This is a genomic window from Sphingobacterium ginsenosidimutans (genome assembly GCF_039536865.1).
Lineage (GTDB): Bacteria > Bacteroidota > Bacteroidia > Sphingobacteriales > Sphingobacteriaceae > Sphingobacterium > Sphingobacterium detergens.
Genome location: NZ_BAAAZK010000008.1, coordinates 197,325 through 224,198, shown reverse-complemented (window position 1 = coordinate 224,198; position 26,874 = coordinate 197,325). Strand labels below are relative to the sequence as shown.

At 38.6% G+C, this 26,874-nt stretch carries 21 protein-coding genes and 1 tRNA gene; 10 read left to right on the top strand and 12 right to left on the bottom strand.

What is annotated here, in order from left to right:
• Positions 1–16: 16 nt before the first annotated feature.
• Together ABFX33_RS21400 and rbsK are read right to left on the bottom strand one after the other, a co-directional pair.
• Positions 17–1,873 (bottom strand): beta-L-arabinofuranosidase domain-containing protein, encoded by a 1,857-nt coding sequence (locus ABFX33_RS21400; RefSeq protein WP_346088135.1) that lies wholly within the window; start codon positions 1,871–1,873, stop codon positions 17–19.
• A 39-nt stretch (positions 1,874–1,912) separates the two neighbouring features.
• Positions 1,913–2,830, bottom strand: a complete 918-nt coding sequence (gene rbsK / locus ABFX33_RS21395) for a ribokinase (RefSeq protein WP_346088133.1) — start codon at positions 2,828–2,830, stop codon at positions 1,913–1,915.
• Positions 2,831–3,101: 271 nt separating this feature from the next.
• Between rbsK and ABFX33_RS21390 the strand changes: the two genes are divergently transcribed.
• Positions 3,102–4,145: a GntR family transcriptional regulator gene (locus ABFX33_RS21390; RefSeq protein WP_310446392.1), complete on the top strand. Its 1,044-nt coding sequence runs from the start codon at positions 3,102–3,104 to the stop codon at positions 4,143–4,145.
• A gap of 85 nt (positions 4,146–4,230) precedes the next feature.
• Here the strand turns inward: ABFX33_RS21390 and ABFX33_RS21385 are convergent, their stop codons facing one another.
• A complete protein-coding gene (locus tag ABFX33_RS21385) occupies positions 4,231–4,803 on the bottom strand; it encodes a DUF4136 domain-containing protein (protein WP_346088131.1) in 573 nt (190 codons plus the stop codon).
• Positions 4,804–5,064: 261 nt separating this feature from the next.
• Positions 5,065–6,708 (bottom strand): NAD+ synthase, encoded by a 1,644-nt coding sequence (locus ABFX33_RS21380; RefSeq protein ID WP_346088129.1) that lies wholly within the window; start codon positions 6,706–6,708, stop codon positions 5,065–5,067.
• A gap of 840 nt (positions 6,709–7,548) precedes the next feature.
• On the opposite strand from ABFX33_RS21380, the gene ABFX33_RS21375 reads away from it, so the two are divergent.
• The 4 genes from ABFX33_RS21375 to ABFX33_RS21360 all read left to right on the top strand — a co-directional run bounded on the left by ABFX33_RS21375 (position 7,549) and on the right by ABFX33_RS21360 (position 12,586).
• Positions 7,549–8,307, top strand: coding sequence for a hypothetical protein (locus ABFX33_RS21375; RefSeq protein WP_346088127.1), 759 nt, complete (start codon positions 7,549–7,551; stop codon positions 8,305–8,307).
• A 255-nt stretch (positions 8,308–8,562) separates the two neighbouring features.
• A complete protein-coding gene (locus ABFX33_RS21370; RefSeq protein ID WP_346088125.1) occupies positions 8,563–9,243 on the top strand; it encodes a hypothetical protein in 681 nt (226 codons plus the stop codon).
• 292 nt (positions 9,244–9,535) lie between these two features.
• Positions 9,536–11,881, top strand: coding sequence for a porin family protein (locus ABFX33_RS21365; RefSeq protein WP_346088123.1), 2,346 nt, complete (start codon positions 9,536–9,538; stop codon positions 11,879–11,881).
• A 39-nt stretch (positions 11,882–11,920) separates the two neighbouring features.
• Positions 11,921–12,586 carry a hypothetical protein gene (locus tag ABFX33_RS21360; protein WP_346088121.1) on the top strand — a complete coding sequence of 222 codons (666 nt, stop codon included), beginning with the start codon at positions 11,921–11,923 and terminating at the stop codon, positions 12,584–12,586.
• A 127-nt stretch (positions 12,587–12,713) separates the two neighbouring features.
• On the opposite strand, the gene ABFX33_RS21355 is transcribed toward ABFX33_RS21360, so the two are convergent.
• The 7 genes from ABFX33_RS21355 to panC form a co-directional block, all read right to left on the bottom strand.
• On the bottom strand, positions 12,714–13,394 hold the full coding sequence (locus ABFX33_RS21355; RefSeq protein WP_346088119.1) for an FKBP-type peptidyl-prolyl cis-trans isomerase: 681 nt from the start codon (positions 13,392–13,394) through the stop codon (positions 12,714–12,716).
• Between the two features lie 204 nt (positions 13,395–13,598).
• Positions 13,599–14,276, bottom strand: coding sequence for an FKBP-type peptidyl-prolyl cis-trans isomerase (locus ABFX33_RS21350; protein ID WP_346088117.1), 678 nt, complete (start codon positions 14,274–14,276; stop codon positions 13,599–13,601).
• 75 nt (positions 14,277–14,351) lie between these two features.
• Positions 14,352–14,819, bottom strand: a complete 468-nt coding sequence (locus tag ABFX33_RS21345; RefSeq protein WP_346088115.1) for a thioredoxin family protein — start codon at positions 14,817–14,819, stop codon at positions 14,352–14,354.
• A 44-nt stretch (positions 14,820–14,863) separates the two neighbouring features.
• Positions 14,864–17,200 (bottom strand): TonB-dependent receptor plug domain-containing protein, encoded by a 2,337-nt coding sequence (locus tag ABFX33_RS21340; RefSeq protein WP_346088113.1) that lies wholly within the window; start codon positions 17,198–17,200, stop codon positions 14,864–14,866.
• A gap of 363 nt (positions 17,201–17,563) precedes the next feature.
• Complete coding sequence (locus ABFX33_RS21335; RefSeq protein ID WP_346088111.1) at positions 17,564–17,926, bottom strand: hypothetical protein; 363 nt, start codon at positions 17,924–17,926, stop codon at positions 17,564–17,566.
• Positions 17,927–18,035: 109 nt separating this feature from the next.
• A complete protein-coding gene (gene panD, locus ABFX33_RS21330) occupies positions 18,036–18,386 on the bottom strand; it encodes an aspartate 1-decarboxylase (protein WP_104383850.1) in 351 nt (116 codons plus the stop codon).
• A gap of 24 nt (positions 18,387–18,410) precedes the next feature.
• A complete protein-coding gene (gene panC, locus ABFX33_RS21325; protein ID WP_346088108.1) occupies positions 18,411–19,259 on the bottom strand; it encodes a pantoate--beta-alanine ligase in 849 nt (282 codons plus the stop codon).
• A gap of 148 nt (positions 19,260–19,407) precedes the next feature.
• Here panC and ABFX33_RS21320 point away from each other — a divergent pair, with 148 nt between their 5' ends.
• The 4 genes from ABFX33_RS21320 to uvrC all read left to right on the top strand — a co-directional run bounded on the left by ABFX33_RS21320 (position 19,408) and on the right by uvrC (position 25,738).
• The gene (locus tag ABFX33_RS21320; protein ID WP_120260175.1) at positions 19,408–20,226 is read left to right on the top strand and encodes a glycogen/starch synthase; all 819 of its coding nucleotides are present in this window, start codon (positions 19,408–19,410) and stop codon (positions 20,224–20,226) included.
• 445 nt (positions 20,227–20,671) lie between these two features.
• Positions 20,672–21,151 (top strand): 2-C-methyl-D-erythritol 2,4-cyclodiphosphate synthase, encoded by a 480-nt coding sequence (gene ispF / locus ABFX33_RS21315; protein WP_223581907.1) that lies wholly within the window; start codon positions 20,672–20,674, stop codon positions 21,149–21,151.
• Between the two features lie 286 nt (positions 21,152–21,437).
• Positions 21,438–23,708 carry a transglycosylase domain-containing protein gene (locus ABFX33_RS21310; RefSeq protein ID WP_346088106.1) on the top strand — a complete coding sequence of 757 codons (2,271 nt, stop codon included), beginning with the start codon at positions 21,438–21,440 and terminating at the stop codon, positions 23,706–23,708.
• Positions 23,709–23,881: 173 nt separating this feature from the next.
• Complete coding sequence (uvrC, locus tag ABFX33_RS21305; protein ID WP_346088104.1) at positions 23,882–25,738, top strand: excinuclease ABC subunit UvrC; 1,857 nt, start codon at positions 23,882–23,884, stop codon at positions 25,736–25,738.
• Positions 25,739–25,789: 51 nt separating this feature from the next.
• Here uvrC and era read toward each other — a convergent pair whose 3' ends face one another.
• Complete coding sequence (gene era, locus ABFX33_RS21300) at positions 25,790–26,668, bottom strand: GTPase Era (RefSeq protein WP_223581911.1); 879 nt, start codon at positions 26,666–26,668, stop codon at positions 25,790–25,792.
• A 115-nt stretch (positions 26,669–26,783) separates the two neighbouring features.
• Between era and ABFX33_RS21295 the strand changes: the two genes are divergently transcribed.
• Positions 26,784–26,856, top strand: a tRNA-Met gene (locus tag ABFX33_RS21295).
• The last annotated feature ends 18 nt before the right edge of the window (positions 26,857–26,874 follow it).

Below are 26,874 nucleotides of genomic sequence, written 5' to 3'. Positions count from 1 at the left end.
ATTAAGTTATCGCTTATTATCGTCCTGTTGTTGGTATCCATACCTTAGAAAAACCACCGGTTTGACTTGCGTCCGCATAGGGTACCAGGAGAATAGATTGTTTCTTATTGTCACCCGTACTGATGTCGGTTGAATAAGCCAAAGTACCCACCCAATTTTTAGGCAATTTATCCTGTGCTTCGGTGAGCTTGATCGCCGCCTTTTCGGGGTAAACCAATTTGGCGGTTTCGAAATCTACTTGTGGGTTTAACGACTGATCTAGGGCAAAGATCTGTGGTCCTCTTTTTAAGGTAAAGCTTCCGGGATAGGTCTTTCCACCGTTGACGATTTCTGTTCGAATATCAAAAGATATGCTGATTTTATCGTTGTCCTTCCACTGACGCACTATTTTTAGGAGTTGGTTGGGTTCAGATTTGTAGGTTTTTCCATTTACTGTTGCGGTATAGTTTGTCGCCCATTCCGGAACCCGTAATTGTAGTGGGAACTGTGCTGATTGTGGGAGGTTTACCTGCAAAGTTGCGGTGCCTTTTCTCGGAAACTCAGTCGTCAGGGTCAACTCCAACGGAATTGTTTGTTGTGATGAAGTTTTAATCTTTTCCTTGATCTGTGCCGGCTCGTAGAGCAATATGGTTGGAATATGGTTTAATTGACCAAAATTCAGGTAAGGAATAAGTGCGATCCCCCGAGGGACACTGCTCAGACAACAGGTGATATTACAGCGGTAAGGTTTTTCGCCAATCAGTGGCGTATAATAGCTCACACAACCTGTTTGCGGGTTTTCGGCACCCAGTAGATGGTTGTAAATTGTCTTCTCGATTTCATTGTAATATTTTAAATCGCCTGTAATGGAGAATAGTTGTGTATTGAACTGTAACCAGGTTGTGGTGACGCAGCCTTCACCCATGTGTGCTGAAGTATCTGCCAGTAAATAATGATCATCCTGAAAACGTTCGTGGTCGCTTGACGTACCGGTTACAAACAAACGGTTGGCACTGATATCATCGAAAGTGTAATTGATTACATTCAAAAGATCTTTATCGCCGGTTAAACGATACATTTTTACCAATCCCACGATATTGGAAAGCATCTCGTAGGCTTTGGCATTGGCGACTTTGTCCACGCGTTTATGTTTTAAAATGGAGGTGACGATGGCTGGGCCACCTTCGAAGTCGTAAGCACGGATGATATAGCGGCAAAAATCAAGGTATTTTTTGTCTCCGGTCCATCGGTATAAATCCAACATGGGATCAATGACAGAGGTGGCTGCCATACCCACGTGTGATCCAGATTTGAGGATATTTTTTTTGCCGGGGGTATCGCCGAAGGTGTTGTAGAGCAAATCTCCGATTTGTGTTGCGGCTTTTAGTGCTTTTGGATCACCTACAGCACCATAGTAAGCAAGCAACCCGAAGAGGTCGTATTTGTGCACCCAAACATCCCATGACGTCCAGCGGTTTTCGGGTAGGTAGGTGCCGAGATAGCCATCTTCACCTTGTGTTTCAAGCAAGCGATGAAACATCCGGTCCATCTGTTGTTTCAGCCGGCTATCTTTGGTGACAAGCCAGGTATTGGCCGCTGCTTCGAGGTATTTGCCAATATGTTCACCGATCCAGCGTTGCTTTCCTGGTCGGCTGTGAAAACCTTCCAATAAGCCCTCTTCATCGACTTGGAGGAGCCTCTTTTCCAGGTTGAGCTGGTAACGATTACCTAGGTAACCGCTCAGTATATCCGTTTGAGGAATCGCGAGATCATATTGAGAAGGCACAACGTAATCTACTTTCGGTATCGCCGCTGTTGTGATCAGCTGTGCTATACTCAGTTGGATGGTCGTCAGAAGCAAGACGGTTGTTGATAAAAAAATACGAATAGACATGTTGATTTAAATAGGATGAATAATTGATTATAAAAGGTTTTAATTGGATGCTGTACTGTATTCCCGCCAGTACGGAATAGAGGTCTGTGCTCCTAGGCGTGTAACGGAGATTGCAGCAGCATTTGAAGCCAGTCTAACGGCATCTAGGACAGGCATATTCCTAGCGATGGCACTGGCCAAAACGCCACAGAAGGTATCGCCGGCGGCTGTACTGTCAACTGCATTGACTTTTTCGGCGGGGACTTGGAAATAGTTGTTTTCTTCCTTGATAAGTGATCCTTTTGCGCCCATAGTAATGATAATAGTGCCTGGACATTTCTGACTGATCGCATCGGCAGCCAGACGAGCTGTCGCCCAATTTTCAACCATGACTTCGGTGTAATATTGGGCTTCCGACGTGTTTAATATCAGTATATCAATTCGGTTTAAAATACTGTCTGGAAGTGGCTGTGCAGGAGCGGTATTTAAGATAATTTTGGTATCGTGCTGCGTTGCAATCGTACTGGCTTCTTCTATTGTAGCTATGGGGATTTCCAGCTGTATGAGTAGTACTGCAGCTTCGCAGATGACGTTCTGAACCGCCTGCACTTCTTGTGGTAGCAGCGCCGCATTTGATCCGGGGGCAACGAGAATACAGTTTTCGCCTTGGGCATCTACAGATATAAGTGCGATACCGGAGGGATTTGTCGGATCCTGAAAGATTGTGTCAACCTGAATGCCTTCCTGTCGGTAATGGGTAATGGCTTGTTGACCAAAGATGTCGTTCCCAACTTTGGCAATAAAAGAGACCTGTGCACCAGCTCTGGCTGCGGCAACAGCCTGATTGGCTCCTTTTCCACCAGGGGCCATGAAAAACTGCCCACCTAGCACTGTTTCCCCTGGTACAGGAAGATGAGAGGCTTTGATAACCATATCTGTATTGGAACTGCCTAGCACGACAATATTTGTTCTGCTCATAAAATATCAGGTTTACGCGTTATTACTTGATTACTAGTCAAAAGTACAGAATTCATGTCTTGGTTAATTATTGTTACCATTTTTTTCGTTCAGGTAAGGGCAGGATAGTTGAGGGAAGATATTTCCTATTTTTTTGATGTATATAAGGTATCTTAGTGTATTCTTCTGACTGAGGAGACGAGAGGCTCCTTTGTGTGTAATTTCAACCGGAGGATATACCAATTGAAACCTAAAAGTTTCTTATCGTGCTTATAATGTAGATATCCAAGCCATGAATATGACCAATGCAATAGCTCAGTTTTTAAAAACACTGGAAATTAGTGATTTTTCGGCCACACCCAAATACTTACAATTAGCGAATACGATTGTCGATGCTGTTAAAAATGAAATCTTGTCGAAAGATGATATGTTGCCATCGATCAATGAACTAAGTACCTATTTGGATATATCACGGGACACAGTCGAAAAAGCCTATCGCTATCTTAAACATCAGGAGATCATTGCCTCCAATCCTGGAAAGGGATATTACATCAATAAAATTGATGTGCAGTCTAAACTCAAAATTGCCCTTTTTTTAAATAAGCTCAGCACACATAAAAAGATTGTTTATGACTCCTTTGCACGCGAGCTGGGGGATTATGCCAATTTGGATCTCTTTGTCTACAACTCCGACCTGTCCTATTTGAATACCCTGTTGGGAAGTCTGACCAAAACATATGATCATTATGTACTATTCCCACATTTTAAAGAAGGACGGGATAAAGCGCCAGATGTTATCCGTAAGATCCCCACGGAGAAATTGATGTTGTTGGGTAAGTTTATTGAAGATGTTCCGGGGGAGTTTCCTGCGGTCTATGAAAATTATGAACAGGATATCTATAATGCGTTAGAGGAAGCAAATGAATCCTTGAGTAAATACCAAATGCTTAAGCTTGTCTTCCCAGATCATAGTGATTTTCCAAAAGCCATTATCAAGGGCTTTTATAAGTTTTGTCAGCAATACGCCTTTGAGCATGAATTGGTTGCCGATCTGCATCGGGAGAAGGTGATCAAAGAGACCTGCTACATTAATATCATTGAAGACGATCTTGTCAAGTTATTGAACAAGATTATCCAAAAGAAATTGGTCATAGGTACTGATGTCGGCGTGATCTCTTATAATGAAACGCCATTAAAGAAGTTTATCCTTAACGGTATTACCACAATATCGACCGATTTTGAGATGATGGGGCGATTGGCTGCGGAATTGATCAAAAATAAATCAAAGGACCGTGTGGAAGTTCCATTTTATTTGAAACTTCGACCATCGATCTAGTGAATAAAAGTAAAAGCCTGATTTCATCAGAAATCAGGCTTTTACTTTTATTGCCAGCTAGCACCCATTTTGCTGGCGTGCTGTTTTATTTTTTTACTGTTTTTACGGGGAACAAATCAATCACACCTTTCGCTACTTTACTGATGTTGTTGATCGCCTTTTCAGGATTATCCACATCACCCGAACCGCGTGCTTGCCAGATCACCGCATTTGTTTTGCGGTCGATAGCCTCGATGATCAGGTGACCATAACGATAACGCTCTTTTGCAACAGGGTAATATCCACCACCATAAAAGTAAGGTGAGAACCATGGTCTGTACCAGCCCCAAGGACCACCCCAGCCATAATATCCGCCACCGCCATAGACCAAACGGCTTTTGTTGTTGACGATGGTAATATAACGGAATAATAAATCTGGATTATCTTTTGAATATTGGAGTCCCTTTGCCTCTAAAGCCGTATTTGCAGCATCCAAAATATTAGTTTTGGCAATGTCATTGTCAAAATAAGATTTCGAAAGCGAGTCTACCGGCGGTAGCCAGGCATACGTTTTGAAAGGAGTGAAATCCATCTTTTCTACCCGAGTGGTATTATATTGATAAGACGAACATGATGCAAGCGCGATGCAAAGCACCAAAAATAATAGAATCTTTTTCATCGTAGTAATTTGTTTATTAACTGTGATGAATCTACCATGAATATACTGTTTTGCTTTTAAGCATTATACTCATGATGGTTTCATGGCCTATATGGAACTTTTATATTTATTTAACTTGTTTTAATTTCTCATCTATCTGCTTTTACTGCCTTTCTATGACTCAAAGCATTATGGCAATTTGTTGTCTGTGCTGTATGCACTGGAATTATTCTCTAATGTTAGACAAAAAACTATAAATATGGTTTAATCCTAATTGTAAAATTAATATGGATATTTTGCCACCAATGGAATCTGTCTTCCTGAGCCAAAAGCTTTTGGGCTGATCCGGAGGATTGGCGGTGCCTGAAAGCGTTTAAATTCAGCATTATTAACCAATTTACTTACTCTCTCTACTAACGTTTTTTCGAATCCCATTGCTACAACTTCGGAACCGCTCTTTTCATTTTCAATCAACTCAAATAAGATCTTGTCCAGCAGGTCGTACTCTGGTAGTGAATCCGAGTCTTTCTGATCAGGTCGTAATTCAGCAGAAGGCGCTTTTTCGATGGTATTGACGGGGATAATCTCACGCTCGCGGTTGATATAACGTGCCAGGTCGTACGCTTTAGATTTATAGACATCACCAATAACCGAAATGGAGCCAGCCATGTCGCCATATAAGGTGCCATAGCCAACGGCAGCTTCGCTTTTATTTGAAGTATTTAATAGGATATGACCAAACTTGTTGGATATGGCCATCAAGATAACCGCACGCGCACGAGCTTGTATGTTTTCCTCTGCGGTATCAGGCTTTAAGCCCTCAAAAATAGGGGCAAGTGTGTTCTCGTAAGCCGAAGCGATATCTTTTATGGGGACAATATGGTGTTTGCATCCCGTATTGTTCACCAGATCTAGGGCATCTTTGATCGAATGGTCTGAGGAGTACACGGAAGGCATTAAAATGGAGAGCACATTGTCAGCGCCGAGGGCTTCACAGGCCAGAGCCGCTACTAAGGCAGAGTCCAATCCACCAGATAAACCGAGGATCGCTCTTTTGAAACCTGATTTTCGGAAATAATCACGCAAGCCTAGGATCAACGCATCATGGATCAATGCAATTTCAGCTACCGGATCTTTGATGGATGCCGTGGTTGAGGTAATATTTTTTTGATGATAGGTGACATATTGCAGATCACTATCAAATCGTTTTAATTCGGCAACCTTTGTTCCGTCATTACTAAGTGCAAGTGATCTGCCATCAAAGATAATATCCATATGTGCCCCCACCTGGTTCACATAGATTAGTGGACGGTTGGATTTTTTGACTTGCCGGGAGAGTACTTTGACACGTTCATCAAAGTGCGTGTAGGAAAATGGTGAGGCAGCAATATTGATCAAAAGATCCGGGTCCTCTTTTCGGAGTTCGGCCATGGGATCACCCACGTAGGAGTTGCCACCCTCATCGTCGTCCCAGAGATCCTCACAAACTGTCAGGGCAATTTTTACACCATTCAATATGATGCAGTCGAAACGCTTGTTGGGTTCGAAATAACGGTATTCATCAAATACATCATAATCGGGTAGCAGGCCTTTTTTTACGATATTTCGAACAGCACCCTGTTCGATAAATACTGCGGTATTGTAAAGTTCCTTTCCTTCGGGATCACTGTTTGTGACCGGAGCTCCAATAATACAGGCAATTTCCTTACAGTGAGCGGCAATCTGGTGAATAGCCTCATTACACTGTTGCTTAAATACTTTACTTCGCAATAAGTCTTTGGCGGGATAGCCGCCAATAGCAAGCTCCGAAAAGATGATAAGGTCTGCCGATGCTTCTTTGGCTTGGTTGATTGCTTGAATTATTTCCGCTGTATTTGCTTCAAAATTACCGATATGGTAATTCAATTGTGCTAAAGCTATTTTCATCCGTATTTATTTTTTCTTTTTATTAGATCCGCAAGGTTGTTTGAAAAAACAGGATGGTTTCCGGTTCTCATTATCGGGATAGTAGATCCTAATACATTGCAGTGTCTATCTACAAATTTATTCCTTTTTATTGAAAGTGTTTCTTTTATTGATCACTGTTTTTTAAAGAATCCATGCATGCCATTAGTGTGTTTATTTATCTCTTTTGCACCAGATCCGCACGGATGATGCTAATCTGTCGATTCCCTTGCATAATGATTAAAAATATTGCAGATGGAAAAGATCATGTTTGCTTGTAATATAGTGCTAAATTGTTTTAACATAATTTTAACAACGTTAAATGCTGTTAAATTTCTTGACATGAACGGAAATGTGTCTTACCTTTGATATATCAAAACAGAAAGATATATACAAAATAATATATAAAGAACTTTTCATAATTTAGGTTAATAATTGGTTAGGTAAAGCTCGGAGTTCCCCACTTCGAGCTTTTGTTATTTAAAAACCTTTCTTATTCACTCATTTCGATCGTCATTTAGATTTATCACAGGTTAGAACTAGTGTTATAGGATTGCTGTCCTATCATTACATAGGTACCATAGTGATACTTTATGAATACTTAATCCATACTGTACGTATACTGAAACCTGCTTTTACCTGTACATTGTGGTTAGTGCTGTTTCTTTTCTGAAAATGTTTTATAATATGTTGACTGTTTGGTTGTTGGGTGTTTTTCTTATGTTACATTCCAAGTGGACATTTAGGGACATTTAGGGACATTTGACCCCATTTAGGGACATTTGGGACATTGCTTATGGGATCTTGTCTGATATTTATGCTATGGCAAGACAAATTGGAATAATTAAAATAAAAGGAAGTATCGGAGATCTTAGCTTTTATGAAAGTGCAGGAGTACAGTTGGTACGTAAAAAGACTGGCGCAACAAAAAAACAAATTGAGACGGATCCCCGTTTTCAGCGGACGAAAGAAAATGCGCAAGAATTTGGACGAACGATGAAGAATTGCAAACTGTTAAAGCAGCGATTACAGGATATTCTGTTTCAATGTACAGATAAAAGTTTTTTTAATAGGCTTGTGAGCCGCATGTCTATGGTTTTGAAATCAGATCCAGTACATCGGAGAGGAGCGCGTATTGTCACTGGGCGGGGGCTAGAATTATTAGGTGGATTGGAAACCAATCGGAATTTCAAGTTTAAAGACCAGGTTTTGACTGATATTTATGTATCATTTGATGTCACAAAAGGAGAGGGTATCGTTGCGATACCAGCATTTATTCCCGCTCAACGAATTCGACGTTATGAAACGAGTACACATGTGCAATTGGTGTTTGCCGTGATAGAATTTGGTGCGGCCATTCCAGCGCAGATAGAGCCAATAGTCTGGCGATCCGATCATCATGCCTTATCCAATGTTCGGCCTATTCCGGGTATAAAGATTTCGTTCGGCTGGATTCCTAAGTTGGGGAATGCACTTATTGTTTTAGTTGGAGTGTGTTATTTTGAGCAGATTGCAGGCTCCTATTTTCCAGTAGTGAAGGGGAAGTATAATGCAGTTTCGTTTGTTAGAATATTTTGTTAATGTTTTAAGTGTTGATTTCTAATAATCTGATTTTATTGTTGTTCTGTTTAAATGGTTGTTGTTTGATTATTTGTTTTGTTTTTTATGTATTCTTTTTTTTAATAAAAATATTGTTTAAGTGGTTTTTACTGTTTTTATTTCGTTTTAATAGCTATGTCTTGGTTTTTGTTTTCTTTTTTTTCATGTTGTTTTGTTTTTTTAATAATAGAGAACTATATTTGCGATAGCTAGCTATAATTTTAAATTTTGTTAATTATGAAAAAAAACACTTTATTTATTTATTTTTTAATGTTGTTTTCTATTACAACATTTGCTCAAACCTCTGCTCCTATTGGTCCAGCTCCGACTGATAATCCCACGTTTAATTACAGCTCCCCTGATAATTTCAGGGCAACTAAGATTGTTGAAGCTAAAAAAGGCAATGATGGGAATTGGTATTGTCTTGTGAAATTAGAAGCGCTAAATGTTAAAAATAATAGACCTGATATTACTAATTATGATGAGGCTCCATCGTTTTATAACACAGTTTACATTTTGGATAATAGCGGCTTGTCCTCAGACCCAGCAAACAAACAATATTATCGTTGTTTCCACTACACAAGTTATGACCCAAATATCTCGGGGAGAAATGAGGTGTCAAAATATAAATGTTATAATCAATATGGTCCAACCGGTGAAAATGGTTTTTTTATATGGTTAAAAGCAAATTATGGTACTGCTACCCAAATTGGGATAGTTCCAAATCCTGGAGCTAACAGTATACCTTTGCCGAATTATATGGGAGGTAATGAATATGATATAATATATTCCATCTCTGCATATAAAGGTCGCTTTGTGAATTGGTATGTTAGAATGGAAACTTATCCTAACGGTTATTTAGGGCCGCGCCAAGAACCTTTGAAAATTGATTTGGTAATAAGTCGACCTAGCAATTAATTTTGAGAAAACAGAAGTCATATTTGGATAATATGGCTTCTGTTTTTAATATGCGAAATAGATTTTGTATCGAATGAGATACAACATTTTAGCAATTCCTTTTATTTTTTTGAGATTTATATTTGCAATAGTTATAACAAAAAGGTGATTATTATTACGAAATGTGGGCTGTTTCGTAACTTGATGACAAATTTCTAGATATTGTGAATGATTTGGGATAAAGGTGACCTCTTGCATTGTTTCTTTGAAAAATAATTAGATTCTGATCTATTATGTAGTGATGCGTTTTTATATGAAAGCTGTTTTCTTTGTTTTTTTCTTTTTTCTTTTTCTCGCATCAAGTTTTGGTCAAAATGAATCTCGTATTTTATCACGAGTGATTTCGAGTGTACAAGATAGTTTGAAGGAAAATATTTTAGATACTGTCAATATTACTCGGAATTATAGGACAATAACTATAGATGATATAAAAAGAAAAAATTTCTCCACAGCATATGATCTGTTAAAAAACGATCCTAATTTTAAATTTGAAGATGATGGTGTTTATTATCAAGGGAAATTACTGACAACTATAAAAGTCAATGGACAAGTTTTTAATTTCACTTCTCCGGTTGAATTATTGAAAATGTTCCCTTCAAGTATCCTCTCTTCTTTTAATTTGGACCCATATACAGATCCATTGAATAAGTTTTGGGGGAATGAGAATCTTGTTATTAATTCAATTGATCTTCGTACGCCTAATGGAAAAATATCTGGTGTGCTAGGAAATATGGCAATGAAATATAATTTTCGGAAGAAATACGACTTTCTTGGCAATACGATTTATTTCAAAAATAATACAACCACTTTGTTTGATTTGAACTTGAATAACAATTCTTGGGATTGGGGAGCGGATGTTGGGGAAAATTTGAATAAAGTGGTCAATAGTAAGATTTCAGTTCAAAATACAACGAAGTTTAAAAATGGAGACCTTTCTATAAAGGCTGGTTATGCTCATAATAATATGCTTTCCAAAGATTACTATATTGATAGTTTAGCCGTATTGCAAGCGTCGATAAATGGCGGAGGTATTGAAAGAGTGCAGAAAAGTTTCAATCGAAGCTTTAACGTTAATTCTACATTAAACCAGGTGTTCGATAAGTTTTATTTTGATGTAACATTGAGTGCTCAAAAAGATAGATTCAAGAGTAGTAATAGTAATTTAAATGATACCGCTAACGATTTTCTTTCGAATGATTCGTCTGAAATAGAGGGTTACAATGGAGGAATAAATGTTGGTTATAAGCTTTATAAAAATCAGCTCTTTTTGGTTACAAGCACTTCGTTTGGACAAAACAAATCCGTCAATGAGAATAATTATCAAAATGACAGTATTTTCAATAGCTTATCCGGTCGCAGTAAAAGCGATTATATTCAAAGTAAAATATCTTTGAAATTTAATTTTAGCAAGGTTTTTTTGGGAGACGTATATTATAATCTTAATCGCTCAAATGCTGTATCAACAAATCAAATAAATTCCGCAGAATCGGTAGAGGTTAAACTGAAAAATCAAATTCAAAATATTGGGACAACATTTAGGTGGTCAAAATCTAAGTTTGATTTTAATACAAATATTTATTATGAAAGATCGAACAATAAATTTGAAAATGATTTAGAACACAAATCAACAATGCGGAACAAAGGCCTATTGTATAATTCTTCTTTGATAGTTAGAGGTTTAAAGTCCCGTTTAAATAACACGTTTACTTTTGGAAAAGTAATTATTTATCCTACGCTTTCCCAAAAAAATCCGACAAATGTAACATTGTCTGACAATTATTCTAGTATTGGTAACCCCGATCTGAAAAATCAATCTGTATTTAATTTTAACTGGAGTTCCAACTATCAACTTAAAAACGCTGATAATTTAAATCTAGGCTTTTCAACTTCATTAAATAGAAATAAGATTATAGAAAACCTATCTGTTTTGAAGAACGATACTACTATTTCGGGAGTAGATTTTATTAAAGGGATTAGATTATTATCATATGCTAATTCTAAAAACACGAATAGTCCAAATTCCAATCTAGTATTAACTTATGTTAAAAACAATCTTTTTATACCGAATTTAAACCTGCAAAACGGATTATCTTATTCTATTAGCGCAACAGATAGGTACATAAATGATAAGAGTTTTTCAGATAAATCAACTACGTATTCTGCTAATATAAATACCTTTTATTATCGAGAAGGATTCTCTGCAAATATCTTGTACAACCTTTCTTTAAATCACAATAGCTTTATAAGCGCAGAGGAAAATCAACTTTCTAGTACTTTTCGGACGCTGAGTCAATCCATTTCAACAACAGCTAAGCTGAATTATTTTGCTCTTTTTAATTTGGAGATTAGTAATAACTATAATGTCATCAACTCGTCCGGAATTTCATTTGAAAATAACCGTACAGATGTAACGCTATCTCAGAAGTATTTTAAAGGCAAGCTAGAGGCCAGTTTAAATATTTTTGACCTGTTTAATCAGATGAGACAAAACAAGATTTTGAAAAATGATTTCTTGATTAGGAGGGAATCTAGGTCAAATCTGATTGGAAGATATTTTCTATTGAATATCACTTATAAGTTTCAAAATTTGAAATCCTAGTTTATAAAATAGTATTAATAACAATTTAAATTTTAATTAATGAAAAATTTTGTATTTTTTTTGTTTGTTTTGATCTCATTTAAGAGCTTCTCTCAACAAAACCAATTACCGCTCGAAGGAACCCCAACTAACAAACCTTTATATTTGGCAAATAGTTCAGATCGGGTTGTGGCTTCAAAGATCATGGAAGCACGAAAGGGAGCAGATGGTAATTGGTATTGTCTGGTTAAATTTGATATATTATCTTTCGATTCAAGTAGAAAGCCTGTTTCTGGAATGTCAAATGTTCTCCCAGGTAACATTACCTTGTTCCGTAGCAGTAATGAACTTCAAGGCGGGGTCTTTGCTCCTGCGGATTTGTATTCAAATACACAGACTGGTTATTATTATGATCCCAATGATCCTAGTAGAAATTCTTTAATAGAGTTTAAGGCTTTTATTAGGTATATTCCAACAGGGGAAGATGGTAATTTTATTTGGATAAAAGCAAATTACGAGAGCAGTACTGAAGTTGGAGTTGGGCCATATTTCAATGGGCCTGTAACAAATGCTGGCAATAGCTTTGACTTCATTTACCCAATAGTATATATGAAGGGAGGAAAGTTAGATTTTTACTACGTAAAATGGGGGGCTTTTAAAGGTGGAGGTGCTAGTTATGTAGGTGAAGGGTTAAAAGTCAATTTGAAGATAAGAAAGCCTATTTAGTAGAAGTACGAGAATTTTTTTATTATCTGCTAGGTGTAATAAAAGAATAGGTTATCGTTTATATCGATATGAATAAGAAACTACAGAGGCCATTGGTAATTGGACTCTGTAGTTATTAGTGAGTAGATTATTTTATATCTACAACTTCGATAACAAAATCTAAAGGAGAATTAGCTGGAATTTTTCCCATTGCACGGTTTGCATAACCCCATTTAGAAGGAACCATAATATGAATCTTGGAACCCTTTTGAAGTCCTTTTTCGGTAAGTCCCCCTAGTTTCAAGTCGCCAATTTTCTTTGGTGCAAAGGCAAATGTCCAAGCAGGTATAATCGTGCTCTCAAAAGGATAATAATAACCGGTATTGGTGAGGATCTCAAAGCTCGCTGTTTTATCAGTTTCGGTTTGGTCGAAAATACTGCCATTTAATAGTCTACCAGTATATTTTACAGTTGGCTGAACTTTAAAGAGTTTGGCATTTAGAGTGTCCACGATTTTATATTGATAATTTCCTTCGCCTTCGGCTAAAATTTCATACCAAATTCCCTTTTCTGAATCGTATTGTGCATTAGGATATTTGCTGTCAACATAATTTTTAAGCAATGTAGAATCCGTCTTAAATTGCCCCTCTGCGTCATAAACAGGAGCATCTTCGCTTTTACTACAACTAACAGTAAATAAAGCAAGAGCTGCGATTCCTAGAAATAATGGCGATAAGAATTTTTTCATAGTGTTATTTGATGGTTTTAAAAAAAACATTTTGATTTTAAAAATGGTCTCTAGCAAATGTATATTATTTTTTGTTTTCATGTGCTGTTACTTCAATAATTAACATTTTGATACAGTAATTAACATTCGTTGGCAGATCGAAATATTAGACAAAATTGTGCTGTGATCATTACTTAGTACTTCAACTAAATTTTTGATAGCAACAGCATTTGTACTATAGCATCGAGGTGTTCAAAAAAAAACCATTCTCAACATGAGAATGGTTTTCATAAATTATCTATTTTATTAATTAGAAGTTGCAGCTCCAATAGCTACCAAATCGATTGTATATACCACTGGCGTGTTTTTAGGAACAGTTACTTTTTCGCTTCCAGCAGTGTATTCTGTTTGATCAAAAGTGTAGTAAGAAGGGGAAATAAAACTAATCTTATCACCTTTTTGTAATCCTTTAGGTAATAAGCCTTCAAATCTTCTATCCTGGCCTTGAATATTAATAATCGTAGGAGCAAATGCTTGAACCCAAGCTTGTTTGTAGATAGAAATAGCTTGACTAATATTATTGTAGACTTTAGGAATGCCATCTGTATTCTTGTCAAATAGAGTTCCGTTCATTAATTCGCCTCTAAAATTTAAAGTTGCAGACCATGTATTTATTTGAGGTCCATAGTAACCCATACTTCCAGTATAAGTATAAGGGGTTGTATTGCCCGTTGCAAGTTCGACCTTGTACCAAATGCCTGTAGAATCAGAATATTTTGCGTCTGAACCCCATTTGGTTTTAGCATATTGCTCTAATTGAGGAGCTTGAATTCTTAAAAGTGAATCTCTACGCGCTTTTTCTTTTCTGGCAGCTTCTATTTGTTGTCTATTCAACTCATCATAATCGATGTTATCTTTGTTACAAGACGCGAAGATCATTCCCAGACACAAAAATGCCATTAAAAATTTCGTGATATTTTTCATAATTTCTTAAAGTGTGTATTAATTATAAAACTCAAAACGCACTATCGCTTGGTTTCGCTACACAAATATGTTAAATTATTCTAAAAAATCATTTAACTCTTTTGAGTTCAGGTATTTTTGTTGTATATTTTTTAAGCGAAATTCCTTGTCAAATCGAAGAATACTCGGGAAAATTATTCGTTTTCCACTTAATAGCTGTAAGGCCAGCGCATGATATTGTCCAGTTCTTTTTTTTGCGGATTTTGCTTTCCAAATGCTCTGATCAAAGGTAATTTCCTGCACAGATTCTGCATCCAGTTGGACCGCGTAGTAACTTTTATTGATTACTGTAACAAGATCCGGCTTTGTAAATATTTCCCGTTCCATTTTTCGGCAATAGCTGCACCAATCGGTATGGATAAAAATTAGGGTCTCCCGTGGTGCTACAGCCAGCAGGGAGTCGAGCTGTTCAAAGCTGACCCAATTTATCCGCTCTTGCCCAAAATGGAAGAGCGGATAAAGTAAGCTGATCATCAGGGTGCTTATTTTCCTAAAATATTTCATTGTTCTCCTTTTGTTTATGGGAAATTTGTCCCAGTACGCATGTCCTAATGAAAATGTCCTACCCGAAGACCAAAGGTATATGTTCGTGGACGTGTAGGACCATAGATGTAGTCTGAATCCCGTAATGCACCTTTGTCAAAATCCTTTTGAAAGGCGTTGAACATATTCTGTACGCCACCAAAAAATTCGATACTAAAATCCTTGTGCACAGGTAGTGTATAGCCCAGACGAAGATTTAATTCAACAAAATCACGTGCGTTTTTGAGCGTCATGATATCTTGCTGGATATGTGGTACAATCATTTTGCCTGTATATACTCCTGTCAGGTCGACAGCGAACCGCTTCGTCGCTTTCAGATTTGTATTCATATAGCCGTAAACATTGGGCGTACGCACATATTGCTTTGTCCAGATATCGTGCGAATCGTCTTTACCTTCGTAGATCAGCTGGTCTTTTTTATAACGCGAGCGTTGGATTGTTCCACCAGCTTGAAACGATAACCACGATGACGGAGCAACATTGATTTCAATGTTGGAACCATATACACGTGCACCTTCGCCATTTTGCATCTCCTGAATGATTAGGCCATCTTTTTCTGAGGCCATGACATTGACAAACTGATTATTGAGGTCGGTGTAGAAACCTTCAACTAGAAAACTCGTTTGTACATTTCCAAAATTCTTATTGTAACTAAACGACCCGGTATAGGCATTGGAATATTCTGTTTTCAAGTTTTCACCGATCAGGACAAATACCTGGTTGCCACCAATGGAAGTCACGTGCATGTCTTCGTTAAATGCCTGTGGGGCCCTGAAACCACGTGCGTAGCCACCTCTAAACTGTAGATCTTTTGTCAGATCATATAGGATCGTTAACCGTGGGCTGAATGTTCCGAAACGTTGATCCGAACTGCGGTTTATCCCAGCCAAGCTGTATTTGCCATCGACATAGGTATAATCGTATCGTGCACCGATCAGGGTTTTAAATGTCTCAAAGGGCTTCCATTCGTATTGAGCATAGGTTCCCAATCCTTTATTCTGCTGATCAATTGTCCGCTTATAACCGGGGATTTCATCCTGTGTGTCATTGTAGGAGAACTCCACACCTGCAGTAAACACATCTTTTTCAAAATTGTAGGTATACTGACTTCCTACAACCAGTGCAATATCGTTTGTCTTTCCATATGAATTGGATGCTAGCGTACTGTCTGCTAGTGTTGTCCCGCCACCAAGTCCGCCATAATAACTATCACGAACGGTTTTCTGGACGGAACCATACGCCGAAATCTTGTGTTTAAAGTCTTCGGAATAACGGTCATAAGTAATTCCACCAACGATAGAACTGGTTTGCAACTGTTCGGTAATCTGGGTCAGGTGCGGAGCTTTATCGAGTTGGTCTCCGCCACGACGAAATTCATTGACGGTGCTAAAATCTACCGTAATTTTATCGAGGTCGCTTGGTTTGTAAAATAATTTGGTGCCAAAGGTGGTGTTTCGAAGCTTGGTGATCTCCGAAAACCCATCCCCATTGGCATCATAGGATTCTCTATTACGGTGCATACCATAAAATGTTGCACCGGTATTTAGGTCCTCAGCAACAAGGGATGTATTGAAGTCTACGGTATTATCCCAGCTTTTGCCTCCAATCAGTGAATTGGTGGACTTTACCTGCCAATCACTTTCGACGGGATCTTTTGTAATGATATTAATGGTTCCGGCAATGGCATTGGCTCCAAAAAGTGCTGAACCGCCACTACGTACGACCTCGATCCTGTCGATCATACTGGTGGGGATCTGATCCAATCCGTAGACACTGTTTAACGCCGAAAATACAGCTCTGCTGTTAATCAATATCTGTGAATATGGGCCTTCCAGACCATTGAGCCTAACTTGTGAAAAACCACAGTTTTGACAATTGTTTTCCACGCGCACGCCGGGCTGGTAATTCAGGGTCTCAGACATCGCTACAGACTGTGTAGCATTAAATAGTTTGGGGCCGATGACATTGACTACAACAGGTGCATCCTTGCGTTTTACACCGTAACGGGTTGCGGAGACCACCACCTCATCGAGATTAAGGTTGTCTTCTTCGAGCTGGATCTGTAATGGTGATTTTAAGGTATCCAAAGCGACTACCTTCGTCAGCGAACGATAGCCCACGGCGGAGATATTTAACGTTACTTTTGGGGTAACAACGGTGTTGAATTTAAAGTGTCCATCAGCGTCCGATGTGGTGGCTGATTTGCTATTTTTTATAGCTAATGTCCCCGAAGCAATGGCTTCCCGGTTTTTATTGATTAAATATCCTTCTAGTGGTGACTGTGCATATATTGAGGATGTTCCGGCCAATAGTGTAGCCAGTAACGTGTATTGCTTTAGCATTTTTATCGTATTGAGTATTTCGTATTGAGATCTTGGCTGCACAAGCTTGTAGCTCCCATAGGGTATACTTTTTTGCCTTAGGTGTAGATACTAGTCTTTCATATCTAGTCCATTAGGTGTATTGTATCGCTAGGGCATGCCTTCGTCTTGAAACTTGCTAAGATGCTATGATATAAGTATATGAGCGGAATTCTTCCACTTTCTTTTTTAAAATGAAGACATCGGTTTTTGTACTTATGGTCTATTGAAACCAAAGCCTTTAATTCCGTTCCGGCGAACCTGAAAATAGATACAACGACAAGTGCTAAAAGCGTTGTCTTAACCTATTTTACTGGATGTACGTCAGAATAAAAATGAATTGTGTTATGCTAAGCTAGGAGGCCCCCGGAGGTAATAGGGACTGCTTGTGATGTTGGTAACTTCTGGGCAGATCGAACAATAATCCGTTAGCTGAATTTCCTTTGGTATAGGAAGCTCGAGAATAATGAAATCGGTCTGTACGTAATTGTTTTGATAAATGACATTCAGATAATCGATCTGATCGTCGGTCTCTTGTGGTTTTTCTTTTTTTGTAAAATCATAAGGGTGCGTGTGCATCACGATTTCCCCATTTGATTTTACCTCTTTGTGCATAAAAATAACACCCGAAAGAATAATCAGCGACATCAAAGCCAATTGGAATGATGCGATAAGCTGACGCAGATTTCTTGTTATTTTCGATTGCATAAAAAAGCGCTACTTGTTAGAGTAACGCTTCAAAAATACAATTTTTATTTAGCAGTATATAAGTATACTTGATAAAATTATTATTAAGTATTGCGCATGTGGCTCAATACTATCTGATCAAATGATTGTTGTCATCCGGGAATACTAAAGATGGTTTAAACTGCTTCGCTTCCTCAAAATCCATTGTAGCATATGAAATAATAATAACAATATCACCAACCTGCACTAGACGTGCTGCAGCTCCGTTTAGACAGATCGTGCCCGATCCGCGTTGTCCTGGAATGACATAGGTTTCCAGACGGGCCCCATTGTTATTATTTACGATTTGAACTTTCTCGTTAGCGATGATATTTGCAGCGTCCATCAAATCTTCATCTATCGTGATACTACCCACGTAATTCAATTCCGCCTGTGTGACTTTCACGCGGTGAATCTTGGATTTCATTACTTCTATTACCATGGCGCAAAGGTAGAATTTTTTTTATTAAGCTAATATCATATTATCAATAAGACGGACACCTTCTACCCATGCTGTGACCAGCGCAACATGTTGCTTGCTTGGATCAATCTGTTGGACTTCTTGTAAGGAACTGCTTTCGCAGATTGCAAAATATTCGACGGTTACTCCCGCCGTATCTGTCAAAATCGCTAAAGCATTATTCTTAATTTCTTGTAATCCGGCATTGTCCGAAATATGATCTTTCACATATTGTAATGAACGGGAAAGTGCCAGAGCTTTTGTTTTTCCTTCTTCGCTCAGGCGCATATTCCGTGAACTCAGTGCTAAGCCATGTTGATCCCTGATGATGGGACAGATTGCCAACTGGATCGGAAGATCTTTGATCTCGATCATGCGTTTGATGACCATCACTTGTTGGAAGTCTTTCTGTCCAAAACAGGCGATATCGGGCTGTACTAAGGTGAACAATTTATAGACCACTTGTGTTACACCCTGAAAATGACCCGGACGTTTTTCACCTTCCCAGATTTGATCCAATTCACCAAGATCAATATGCCAATTTTCATCTTGGTCGGGATACATTTCTTCTACACTTGGCATAAATAAAATGTCACAATCGACGGATTCCAAAAGCTTGATGTCATTTTCAATTGGACGCGGATATTTTTCTAGGTCTTTGGGGTCATTAAACTGTGTAGGATTAACAAAAATGCTACAAACACGAATATCACTAATGGGTTTCGCATAATCTAATAACGATAAATGTCCTTCATGAAGTGCTCCCATGGTGGGGATCAAGGCTATCTTTTTACCTGCCGAGCGTGCTTTTTGGAGATGTGCTTGGAGGGATGCTTTCGTTTTGAAAATTTCCACTTTGCTGAATAGTTTTTTGTTCGCAAAGTTGCATATTATTTTGGGAATATAAAACGATGATTGATAGTAAATTGCATGGTAAGTATTTTTTTTGTACCTTTGTAGACCGATTTTACTGTTCGAAAATAATAAATAAAAATAACTGGAGATGGCAAAAACGAAGATATTGTTTATTACTCACGAGATGTCGCCTTTCCTCGAATTAACCAAAATTTCTGAAATTACACGTCAACTGCCTCAAGCGATGCAAGAGAAGGGTTTTGAAATCCGTATCTTGATGCCTCGTTTTGGGAATATCAATGAGCGTAGAAATAGATTGCATGAGGTGATTCGTCTTTCAGGCTTGAACATTGTTGTGGATAATAATGATAATCCGCTAATTATTAAAGTAGCTTCACTGCCTGCAGCTCGGATGCAGGTGTATTTCTTGGATAACGAGGACTACTTTCAGCGTAAAAAAGTTTTTAGTGATGAGCATGGCGAATTCTTTGCAGACAATAATGAGCGTTCGGTGTTCTTCTGTAAAGGAGCGTTAGAAACTGTTAAGAAATTAGGCTGGTCGCCCGATGTAGTACACTGTCATGGCTGGTTCTCTGCTTTGGTACCTGCTTACGTGAAAACAACGTATAAAGATGATCCTACATTTAAGGATGCAAAAGTGATGTATTCTTTGTTTAACGAAGAATTTAAAGGCACATTGGGTTCAAAGTATGCTGAAATGGCACCAGAGGGTGCTTTTAAAGCTGCAGATGCACAAGTGTACGGCGATGGTAGTTATGAAGCAATCTATAAAGGTGCATTACATTTTACGGATATGGTTGTCGTAGCTGATGAAAATGTCAATACTGAGATTGTTGATTTCGCGAGATCCAAAGATATTCAGGTTTTTGAGCCTAACGGTGATCAGGACTATGATGCTTTCGGAGAGGTGTATGATCAGTTCGCGCCTGAAGAAGTGGAAGCATAGACCCTTTTCTTGAGGATCTGCGTAAAACAAACAGACAATAAATTATTAAAAAGGGCTATTTCCGATGAAATAGTCCTTTTGCTTTTTCTGAATTGTCTGTTTTTATTGCATTTTATTATTGAGATATCCATGAGCTTGCTAGGCTTGGTTTATTGGTCGGAAAGAACTTATGGTCGATTTTCCTGGTCTTTGGTGATTTTAATACATTTCTTAACGCTTCGTATTCTTACAGGGACACAATGCCCGATAATAAAACTCCAGTTCAAAATATCGGCACTAAAATGGTATCTTCGTAGCAACGAAGCGTCATAAGCGTAGATAGGCCCTTGGGGCAAATAACCAGCTTAAGATGGAAAGTATGCTAGTATGCTATTACAGGATAAACGGCATAGAACGAGTTTATTTATTACGTTGAAAAACGTATGCTCATAATATAATTATAACAATGAAAATTAAGGTAGGATTTGGGTTTGATGTTCATCAGATAAAAGAAGGACACCCATTTATTGTTGGTGGTGTACAATTGGAGCATCATGCTGGAGCTTTTGGTCATTCGGATGCTGATGTGTTGGTGCATGCTATCTGTGATGCCATTTTGGGCGCAGCAAACTTGGAAGATATCGGGTATCATTTTCCCAATACAGATATGCGTTGGAAAGGGATTAGTAGCTTGCTGTTGTTGAAAGAGTGTATGGGGTTGATTCAGGCCAAAGGATACCAACTCGGTAACATTGATGCCATGCTTTGCCTTGAAGCACCCAAGATCAAACCTTATATTCCTCAAATGAAGATCAAATTAGCGGAAGTGACCGGTCTAGATATAGATGATATCTCCATTAAGGCAACGACCAACGAAACAATGGGTTTCATTGGTCGGCAAGAGGGGGTTGTCGCCTACGCTGTCTGCTTAATTGAACGTGTTTAATGTCGGATAGGCAAACATTTTCATGGTTTAATGTACACTTTTGAATGAATTAGTAATACCTTTGCCATGAAGCATTCTTTGGCACACTATCTGATAGAGTGGACATTAAAATCATATTGAGGTCTATGTAAGAGGGAATAGCGAAATATCCAATTAAAAAAGATACATACGGATCAAAAGATTGGATATTCCATGTAGCCTTTAAATACAAAATGCAGCACATTCATAAATGCCAATGAAAACAAGCATAGGTGAATAATATTTGCACATGAAATTTAGTAAATAGATGAAACGAGTATCAAAAAAAAATCAACTTACTGAAGGCGATATTAAACGATATACGTTCAATTTTTGGAAGATCATCATTGGCATTGTAGCCCTTGGATTCCTATTTATATTGAGTATACGTCTTGGGTTATTCGGAAAATTACCTTCGTTTAGCGATTTGGAAAATCCAAAAAGCAATTTAGCGTCTGAAGTCATTACGGATGATCATAAAGTATTAGGGACTTATTATGTACAGAACCGGTCGAATGTTAAATACAGTGAATTATCGCCGTATCTGGTTAAAGCGCTCGTATCTACAGAGGATAAACGGTTTTATGATCATTCAGGGATAGATTATTCCCGTACGTTTACGGTTATTTTCCATACGCTGACGGGCAATAAGCAAGGGGGAAGTACGATAACACAACAGTTGGCGCTTAATCTTTTTTCTGATGGCCGTCAGAAAAACTTTCTAAAACGTATCATTCAGAAATTTCAAGAGTGGGTGACAGCGGTTCGCCTGGAAAGAAATTATACTAAGGACGAAATCGTTACGATGTACTTTAATACAGTGGATTTTGGTGCATACAATACGTTTGGGATAAAATCTGCTGCGCGGACCTATTTCAATACTACGCCAGATAAGCTGACTGCTGACCAGGCTGCACTCTTGGTCGGGATGCTGAAAGGCCCTGGTGCCTATTCGCCGGTGAGATTTCCTGAGAAATCAAAAACACGTCGTAATACGGTATTAAATAATATGGTTGCCGCCAATTTTATTTCAGCGGAAGAAGCATCTAATGCAAAGGAGAAACCACTCGGACTAGAACTCAAGATCGCAAACTATGGTGAGGGATTAGGCCCTTATTTCAGGGCGGTATTAAAAGATCAGATTAAGAAAGAATTTGCTAATCTTAAGATCGTCAGAGCTGACGGTACACCTTATGACTTAGATCGTGATGGATTAAAGATCTATACGACCATCAATATGTCGATGCAACAGTATGCTGAGGATGCCCAAAAGGAATGGATGAAGCAGCTACAATCAAAGTTTTCGGCGCAGTGGAAAAATAGAGATCCGTTCAAAGGTGATAAAGCGAAGTTGTTGATCAGTGGAATGAAACGTTCTGATCGTTACCGCATTTTGCGCGAGGAGGGATTGAACGATGATGAGATCAAAAAAGCCTTTAATGTGAAGGTTCCGATGAATATCTTTACCTGGAAGGGCAGTAAGGATACGATGATGACCCCAATGGATTCTATTAAGTACAACAAGTTGATGCTAAGGAATGCAATGATGTCCATGGAGCCAAAAACAGGGCATATTAAAGCTTGGGTCGGCGGTATTGATTTTGACCATTTCAAATACGATCAGGTTAAAATGGGGACACGACAAGTTGGATCCACAGCTAAGCCGTTTACTTATGCGGTCGCTATCGATAATGGTTATTCACCTTGTTATAGTATTCCGAATTACCAACAAACTTACAATGGTTGGACGCCAAGAGGAAATGCACAGGGAGGAAATCCGATTACTTTAGCGAAGGCATTAGCTTATTCACAAAATTTTGCGACAGCTTACCTGGTACATGAAGTAGGAGCGGCAGAGGTAGCTGCATTGACTAAACGTATGGGTATAACGAGTGACGTGCCGAATTATCCTTCCATCTCTTTAGGGGCGTACGAAGCATCTGTTTTTGATATGGTTGGTGCTTATTCTGCTTTCGTTAACCAGGGAACCTGGATCGAACCAACAGCGATTTTACGTATTGAAGATAAAAATGGCACACCTATCTATGATAAGGCGCCGAAAGTAGTGAAAGCCCTGAATAGCGAATCTGCTTATATTATTGTGGATATGCTGAAAAAAGTGGTATCTCAGGGTACGGCTCGACGTATTCAATGGAAATATAACCTCACCAATCCGATTGGCGGTAAAACGGGTACAACCAATGATAACTCCGATGCCTGGTTTATTGGTATCACACCAGAACTGGTCACCGGTGTTTGGACAGGGGCAGAAGATCGGGGAATCAGTTTTGACCGAATGGAATATGGGCAGGGGGCTGCTGCAGCGATGCCGGTGTTTGCTTTCTTTATGCAAAAAGTCTATAAAGATTCAAATTTAAAATATACAAAAGGTGATTTCGAACAACCTCAGGGTGGACTGACCCGTGTCATTGACTGTAACCAGTATTGGGGCGGTGGTGGCTCTGATGTCGAAGATGGATCTACAGACTCAAGTAGCAAGGAGGATCCGAAACTCAAGGATGATCGTTTGGGATTTTAATTTTAGTATGGAGATAGTAGAATTGAGTATTGAGATTTTGGTTGGACAAACCTGAGACTTACAAGCTGTTTTCACTTTCTTGTTTTGACTTTTCAGATCTGAGTATGGAGACTTTGGTTATACAAGCTTGTTTTTCAAAGATTAAAGCATAAGGGCGCTAGTTCGATAAGCCTATGGCTTATAGGCTGTGTTCGTTTTTTACTTTTAATTTTAAAGTTTTGACATTTGACTATAGAGAAGAATTAAAGAAGATACCTCATCGACCGGGAGTCTATCAATATTTTGATAAACATGATGAATTGATCTATATCGGTAAGGCGAAAGACCTTCGTAACCGAGTAGGGTCATATTTTGTCAATGAAAATCAGTTGAATGGTAAGACCCGTGTTTTGGTTCGTAAGATCAATCGTATTTCTTTTACTATAGTAGATACCGAAATTGATGCTTGGTTGCTTGAGAATTCACTAATCAAGAAACATAAGCCAAAATATAATGTTATGCTCAAAGATGACAAGACCTATCCATGGATTGTCATCAAGAACGAACCCTTTCCTCGTGTTTTTTGGACCAGGCAATACATTAAGGACGGCTCCCGTTATTATGGGCCGTATCCTTCTGTAAGTATGATGCATATCGTACTGGATCTGATCCGTGAGTTATTTCCGCTTCGGACATGTAACCTTGCGCTTACGCAGGAGAATATCCGAAAGGGAAAATTTAAGATTTGTCTTGAATATCAGATTGGGAATTGTAAAGGGCCTTGTGAAGGCTATCAGTCTGAGGAAGATTATGATCAAAATTTGAGCGATATTAAGGATATTTTAAATGGTAAGATTTCTGTCGTCACCAATAGGTTAAAGGAAGGTATCGCAGCAGCAGCAGCTTCACTGGATTTTGAACGAGCACAATTGATTAAAGCGAAACTCGATAAACTGGATAATTATCAGAGTAAATCGACCGTAGTTAATTCTTCGATTACCAATGTGGATGTATTTAGTATCGCCTCAGACGACGGATATGCCTTTGTAAATTATCTAAAGGTAATGAATGGTGTTATTATTCAGACACAGACGCTGGAAATGAAGCGCCGTTTGGACGAGAGCGAGCAGGAATTGCTGTCACTGGCGATACCTGAAATACGGGAACGGTTCAAAAGCCTGTCGCGGGAGATTATTGTTCCGTTTGAATTGGATATCGAGGAAAATGAGCGGATACGTTTTACGATTCCCAAACTGGGCGAGAAGAAAAAGTTGTTGGAACTGTCTCAGAAAAATGTGGCTTTTTTCAGAAAAGAACGCCTGTTGCAATATGAAAAGCTGAATCCGGATATTCGTACGGAACGTATTTTAAAACAGATGCAGAAAGATCTTCGCATGAATGTGTTGCCACAGCATATCGAATGTTTTGATAACTCCAATATCCAGGGAAATTATCCTGTATCGGCTATCGTGGTATTTAAAGATGCAAAGCCTTCAAAAAAAGATTATAGACATTTTAATGTGAAAACAGTGGAGGGGCCAAACGATTTTGCGACCATGGAGGAGGCAGTTTTTAGGCGTTACAGGAGATTATTGGACGAAGATCAGCCATTGCCTCAATTGATTATTATCGACGGCGGTAAAGGGCAATTAGGTGCGGCATTGAAGAGTTTGCGTTTATTGGGGATAGAACGTAAAGTAACAGTTATCGGTATCGCCAAGCGACTGGAAGAACTTTTCTATCCCGGAGACCAATATCCGCTGTATTTAGATAAAAAGTCGGAAACCTTAAAAATAATCCAGCATCTGCGTGATGAGGCTCACCGCTTTGGGATCACTTTTCACCGTAATCAGCGTAGTCGGAAGACCTTTGTCTCTGAACTGGAAAATATTCCTGGAATCGGAAAGACAACCGTGGAAAAAGTATTGACTGAATTTAAATCGGTAAAAAGGGTGAAAGAAGCTTCAGATGAGGACCTAAAAAAAGTGCTTAATCTGAAACAGATTAAAGCACTTCGTGTATATTTTAGTGAAACGAGCTTATCGAGCTAAGACTTGCACAACCAAAATCTCAATACTCAATTCTACTATCTCAATACTCAATTAATCGTCATAGCCAAAACGTTTAAGGTAGTTCTTTTTGCTTCTCCAATCAGGGATTACCTTAACGAAGAGTTCCAAGAAAACCTTTCCGTCAATAAATTCTTCGATATCCTGACGGGCATAGGTACCTACTTTCTTAATCATTGCACCAGCTTTGCCTATAATAATGTTTTTTTGTGAATCACGTTCGACAATAATCTCTGCGGCGATGCGGGTGATATTTGCTTCCTCTTTGTAGGATGTAACAATGACTTCGGTACTGTAAGGAATCTCCTTGTCGTATAATTTGAATACTTTCTCCCGGATCATCTCAGAAACAAAGAAGCGCATGGACTTGTCTGTCAGTTCATCTTTTTCGTAGTAAGCTTCATGGATCGGCAACTTATCTTTGATGTACTGCATGACAGCCGCTACATTATGATCCAATTTGGCTGAAATAGCAAAGATCGTATCTGGATTTAGTTTCTCTTGCCAGAACTCGATTTTGGCTTTTACTTCTTCTTCAGAAGATTTATCTATTTTGTTGATCAGGACAGCTACTGGAGAGTTCGTCTTACGCAGTTTTTCCAATACGTCATTCTCATCGTATTTCTCGTGGATATCAGTCACAAATAAAATAATGTCCGCATCAATAAGCGATCCCTGGACAAAGTTCATCATTGATTCCTGTAGAGAATAGTTTGGTTTGATGACGCCCGGTGTGTCGGAAAACACAATTTGATGGTCTTCATCGTTTACAATACCGATAATGCGGTGTCTTGTCGTTTGCGCTTTAGGTGTGATGATAGACATCTTTTCACCTACTAAAGCGTTCATTAGGGTGGACTTACCAGCATTTGGCTTTCCGATGATACTTACGAATCCTGCTTTATGTGACATTTTTCTAAATTTTATTAGGATTACAAAGAAACAAAATATATCTTTGTACTCCAATTCGGAAGGATCATAATCTTGTTTTTTCAAAAGAAAAAAGCAATTTTGTTCAAAAATATATTGCGGGGTGGAGCAGTTGGTAGCTCGTCGGGCTCATAACCCGAAGGTCACTAGTTCGAGTCTGGTCCCCGCTACTAAAGGAAAGAGCCGGT